5 protein-coding genes and 1 pseudogene are annotated in these 5,225 nt (G+C 60.6%); 3 read left to right on the forward strand and 3 right to left on the reverse strand.

Annotated elements, in window-relative coordinates; genetic code table 11:
• Positions 1–44: 44 nt before the first annotated feature.
• The 3 genes from I73_RS33830 to I73_RS08600 form a co-directional block, all read right to left on the reverse strand.
• Positions 45–191, reverse strand: coding sequence for a hypothetical protein (locus I73_RS33830; RefSeq protein WP_234409451.1), 147 nt, complete (start codon positions 189–191; stop codon positions 45–47).
• A 134-nt stretch (positions 192–325) separates the two neighbouring features.
• A complete protein-coding gene (locus tag I73_RS08595; RefSeq protein WP_374701950.1) occupies positions 326–1,204 on the reverse strand; it encodes a hypothetical protein in 879 nt (292 codons plus the stop codon).
• 97 nt (positions 1,205–1,301) lie between these two features.
• Positions 1,302–1,667 carry a hypothetical protein gene (locus I73_RS08600; protein ID WP_022980236.1) on the reverse strand — a complete coding sequence of 122 codons (366 nt, stop codon included), beginning with the start codon at positions 1,665–1,667 and terminating at the stop codon, positions 1,302–1,304.
• A gap of 647 nt (positions 1,668–2,314) precedes the next feature.
• Here I73_RS08600 and I73_RS08605 point away from each other — a divergent pair.
• The 3 genes and pseudogenes from I73_RS08605 to I73_RS08615 all read left to right on the forward strand — a co-directional run.
• A complete protein-coding gene (locus I73_RS08605; protein ID WP_022980237.1) occupies positions 2,315–3,493 on the forward strand; it encodes a ParA family protein in 1,179 nt (392 codons plus the stop codon).
• Between the two features lie 191 nt (positions 3,494–3,684).
• Positions 3,685–4,662: a ParB/RepB/Spo0J family partition protein gene (locus I73_RS26920; RefSeq protein ID WP_051049137.1), complete on the forward strand. Its 978-nt coding sequence runs from the start codon at positions 3,685–3,687 to the stop codon at positions 4,660–4,662.
• 176 nt (positions 4,663–4,838) lie between these two features.
• Positions 4,839–5,225: pseudogene (locus I73_RS08615) on the forward strand (NYN domain-containing protein); the annotation flags it as partial.

Here is a 5,225-nt window from a genome sequence, read left to right on the forward strand (position 1 = left end):
CTGGGCGCATTCTCTGGTTTCAGCTGTCTACTTGGTGGGGGAGCTTACGGGTGCACGTCGGCGACCAGATGGACAAGGTACTTGAGCGCTTTCAGGCGTTCCGGTGCCGTGGCCGGCGAGCGGTGCTCATCGGCCCAGGTGGAGATGCTGGCCAACGTGGCGCCGGGCTCCAGGGCGAGCAAGGAGTCCACCTCGGCTCGGGCCTTGAGTGAAAGCTGCGCGTTGGCCTCTGCCGCAATTGCCCGGTGAGCGACCGCGCCCCAGGCAAGCGCAAGCTGCGGCGATAGCACAATGGACAGCAATAAGGCGGCCTGTTGGAGTCGTCTCATTGCGTATCAGGGCCTCCAGCCCACGCGTCACCGTACCTCTGCTGGCCGTAGATCCGGCAGATCGTCACGCGCAGCGGCCCGAAAAAGAAATCTCCCGCTTCGACCCGCCGCCGGATGACCGCGCTGTAGAGTCCCCTGCCCTGCAACTCTGCCACCGCCTCGGCGGCTAGCGCGGCACGTTCAGGATCGCTCAGTTGCTCGATCTCCCCGCGCAGCTGCGCGTACCGCTCGTTCATGCGATCCGCTTCTGCAGCAGCCACGGTCACGGCAGGCAACTCGAGCTGTCCCGGCTGTACCGCAGGAGATGCCCCCTCCGGCTCTGCAGCCGCGGCATTTGCGGCCGCAGCACACATCTGGCGCAGGTACGCCGCAGGGCTGTTGATCGGGCCAAGTTCTTTGCGCTCGATGCGCTTCTCGAATTCGTCGAGCTGCTCGGCCACGAGTTGATCGCCGTACTTCAGGATCAGGTCTTCAACCTTCGCTTCTCGGATGCTCAGCGCTTCGGCGCGTGCGATGAGGACAGTGTCAGCGGGCTCGATCTTTGACTTCTCAATGGGAAGGGAAATCTGTCGGTGCTTCTTCCGAACCTGAAACTGGGCAGCCAAAGCAGTTCGCCCATCCTTATGTTCGATCAGTTCGATCTCGATGTCGGTCTGTGCATTGATCTCATCGATCGCGGGTTGAATCCGATCGAACTTGAACTTTCGCCATGGCCGCTTCTCTGTCCCGGCCGGCAGCGGGCTCAGTGCATCAATCCACCACTGGACCGGTTGGCGATTCGTAACACCAGAAGGGTTGTCACGATACCGAGCACAGATTTCGTACAGCGCTACCGAGGCATATGTTCCAAGTTGGGCGATGATCTCAAGGTTCAAGCGCGCCCATCTCCCAGGCTCCTGCAGCGCTCGCATGACGGTCGGCGGGTACGACCAGAGCACCCAGTTCTGCCCCTGCCGGACTTCGATCGCAACTTCACTGAGCATTGTGAAGCCACGCCACTTCACGCCGTCCCCCGGGGTCGTTTGACTCCCAGTCCACGAGTAGGCCCCGCATCTCTTGCAGATACTTCTTCGCAACGGTACGCGCGTCAGCTGATGGCCCCGCGGCGGTGAGCACCTCCCCCAGGGGAGCTTCGAACATGTAGTCCGCCGGCGGCATCTCACGCAATGTCGAGAGCCGCTGCTGTGCACTCTGAAGCATCGCGTTGTAGAGCTTCCGTCCAATCAGGGTGATCTTTTGAGTGCGCGGGATCATGACCAGCATCTCGGTGGGCTTGCGCAATGGCTCCAGCCCCATCTTTCCATGTGCCCCGTCAACACTCATGTCGTCTGTGCTCATCCCGCGCTGCCGTCTTCCTCGTTTATGACGCAATTATGCGTTTTTTCTGTAGCCTTCAACGAAAACGGATTTTCGTACTCCAGAATGCCGGTAAAACCGTGGACGGGACGCCACGATCCCTGCCGTCTAGCGCGGATCGAACAGTGCACGAGGGGTCCAATGCTTCTGCTCTGGGGGCAGTTATCCACAGCCAATGACGCTCGCGTACAAGATATCTCATACGCTGCGGCAGGCGGTAAGAACATGGACTGAGGGCGGTAAAGGCGTGGACAGAACCGGTAAGAACATGGACGGAACCGGTAAAAGTATGGACGGAACTTCGAGAATTCCCATCGTAAGCCATTGATTAAAAATGAGTTCTTGACTTGTCCACAGACCCTAAATCTATTGAATTACTTAAATGATGATAGGGAGATAGATAGACCAACTGATTAGAAAAAGGGCAGAACAGCCCTGAAACAGCCCAAAGACGGCCGAGGCTGACCCACATCAGACGATGCGGCCAGGCACAACAGCTCTGAGACGCGCTGCTGCCCCAAGTCACGCGAAAGTTCAGACAATGTTTGCTGCATCGCGCTATGTTCGATTTTTCTGAGCATCGGCGTAGAATCGCACACAGTTGAACGATCAGGTCAAGGACGAGCGACATGGAACTGAGGCAGCCAATCAGGCGCGCGGCGCTGGCGGACATCGAAGCGCAGGCGTCGCGCGTTGCAGCGATGATGAGTCACATCCGCGCGGCGATGCTCCGCCCGGAAGCGAAAAAGTCCGCTCCAACGTTGACGGCCGCGGAGCTTTGCTCGATTGCCGGCATCGAGAAGTCATCACTCAACTACCGGTTGAAGCGCGATGACTTACCTGAGGGAGAGCTCGTTGGCAATCGACGTGAATGGGTGATGGCGGAAGCTCGTGAAGTGGTCTCTGCGCTGCGCTCTGATCACATGCGCCCGGCTGGTGCCATTGCGGTGACGATCACGGTCAGCAACTTCAAGGGCGGGGTAGCCAAGACGACCTCCGCGGTGACTCTAGCCCAAGGCCTTGCGATGCGCGGTCACAAGGTGCTGGTCGTCGATCTCGACCCTCAGGGGTCGGCAACAACGCTGTTTGGCGTGTTGCCGGACGCCGAGGTGGAGGCCGAGCACACAGCAATGCCGATGTTCGCCGGCGAGCACGAAGACCTGCGGTACGCTGTCCGTAGCACGTACTGGCCTGGCATTGACCTGGTCTGTGCCGCCCCCCTCCTCTTCGGCGCTGAGTTCGCGCTTCCGGCCCGCCAGACGCGGGATCCGGGCTTCGAGTTCTGGCTAACGCTGGACCGTGGACTGGATGCGCTGCGCGAGCAGTACGACGTGATTGTGATCGACACGCCGCCGGCTCTGAGCTACGTCACGATCAATGCCCTGATGGCAGCGGATGGGGTGCTGATGCCCCTACCTCCCTCCGCGCTGGACTTCGCATCGAGCGCGCAGTTCTGGGACCTCTTCTCGGACCTCTGCAACGAGCTGGTCCGAAGCCGCGGCCGAGACAAGGTCTTCGAGTTCATCGACGTGCTGCTGTCGCGCGTTGAGGCATCGGACGCTGCTTCCGGGGTGGTCCGGCAGTGGGTCATCGAGGGCTATGGCGAAAAGGTGCTGCCCATCGAGATCCCGAAGACTTCTGTCACGGCAACCGCGGCCGCAGAGTTCGGTACGGTGTACGACTTGCCCCGAGGCTCGATGCACTCGAAGACGCTCGGTCGAGCGCGCGACGCGTACGACCGGATGTGCGAGCTGATCGAGCAGCAGATCGAGGCAGTCTGGGCGCTGCAGATCGAACAGACGAAGTGAGGTGACCAAGATGGCACGTCACGACTGAAAGAGCAAGGTTGCGGCGCTCGACTTCAGCTCGCTGCCCAGGCGTTGCGCCCACGGCATTCAGCAGCGGCCCCGGAGCAAAAGACGGGGGGTTGTACGGTACAACCCCCTCCCCTGCCCCAGCGACCTCGGCATCTCGCCCGAAGACCGCGCCAGGCCTGCTGATGTCCCAAGCCAATGACCAGCGTTCCGAGCTCTTGCGCGAAAACGAAGCGTTGAAGACCCGGGTCGAGGCGCTTGGGCAGATCGAGTCGAGGGCTGCGGAGTTGCGTGATGAACTGGAGGCCTGGGAGGGGGCGAAGGCGACCAGGCTGATTGATCCGGCAAAGATCCGGCGCAGCCGCTGGGCTAATCGGGATTCCCGCCATTTCGAGTCCGAGGACTTCCGCCTGCTGAAGGAGGAAATCGCGAGCGCGGGGGGGAATGTCCAGCCGGTCAAGGTCCGGCCAGTGGCCGTGACTGGCGATGATCCCGCGGAGTACGAGATCGTCTATGGTCACCGTCGCTACCAAGCATGCCTGGAGCTCGGCTTGCCGGTTCTGGCACTGGTGGACAGCGTCGATGATCGCGGTCTGTTCGTCGAGATGGATCGGGAGAACCGGACCCGCAAGGACCTGTCTCCCTGGGAGCAGGGCGTGATGTACCGACGCGCGCTCGACGAAGGCTTGTTCCCTTCGAACCGACGTCTTGCAGAAGCAGTGGGCGCAGACCTGGGCAATGTCGGCAAGGCGCTGGCCCTGGCGTCACTGCCCCAAGAGGTCGTCGATGCCTTTGCCTCGCCCTTGGACCTCCAGTACCGCTTCGCGAAGCCGCTCAAGGATGCGTTTGAACGTGATCCGGTGATCGTTCGCGCGCGCGCGCAGCGGCTCAGCAAGATGACGCCGAAACTGCCAGCCAAAGAGGTCATCGACCGGTTGATCGCTCCGGCTGGAGCCGAAGCGGGGGAAGGAGTTGTACCGTACAACCCCCCTGTTCCTGTGGCGGTTGAAATCGGGGGAAAGAAGGTGGCCAGCGTCTCGCTCAACGCGAAGCGCGGCGGTTCGATCAGCATCGAGCCGGGGCTTTTGACGGAAGACGCGTTGCCTGAGCTCACTGAACTCATCGAGAAGTACCTGGCTAAGCTAGCGCGTCGAAAGCAATAGTCAGTGAAGAGCCGTGTCTCGTGATGATTGGGAATGAATGCGAGTGATTGACAATGTAATGCGAGTGGTGCAATATATCGCTACCACTCATCCCGGTCGGTGTCGTTAAGTTGGCTCTCGAACGGGACGGAAAAGCCGCTCCATCCGGGCGGCTTTTTCACATCTGAACAAGAAGAATGGCGGCGGCAAGGGTAGGGGTCTATGTTGACGGCTACAACCTGTACTACGGCAGGTTGCGCGGCAGCTCATACAAGTGGCTGGACCTGGTCAAGCTCATCGAGTCGGTTCTGCAGCAGCGCGATCAGAACGAGCGCCTAGAGTGTGTTCACCTCTTCACCGCCTGGGCGCTTGCGAACTTCGCAACGCATGGCGAAGACTCGGTGCAAGCGCAGGGCAGCTATCACCGAGCACTTGAAGCGCTGCACGGAGACCGCCTGCAGATTACATACGGCAAGCACAACTTCGACCGAAGCGGCTCACTGATGCCAGCGTTCATCGATGGCCAGCCATTTGACCGCAGAAATAGGGTCCGAGTCTGGAGGCTTGAGGAGGAGAAGACCGAC

Source organism: Ideonella sp. B508-1, from assembly GCF_000333615.1.
GTDB lineage: Bacteria > Pseudomonadota > Gammaproteobacteria > Burkholderiales > Burkholderiaceae_C > Ideonella.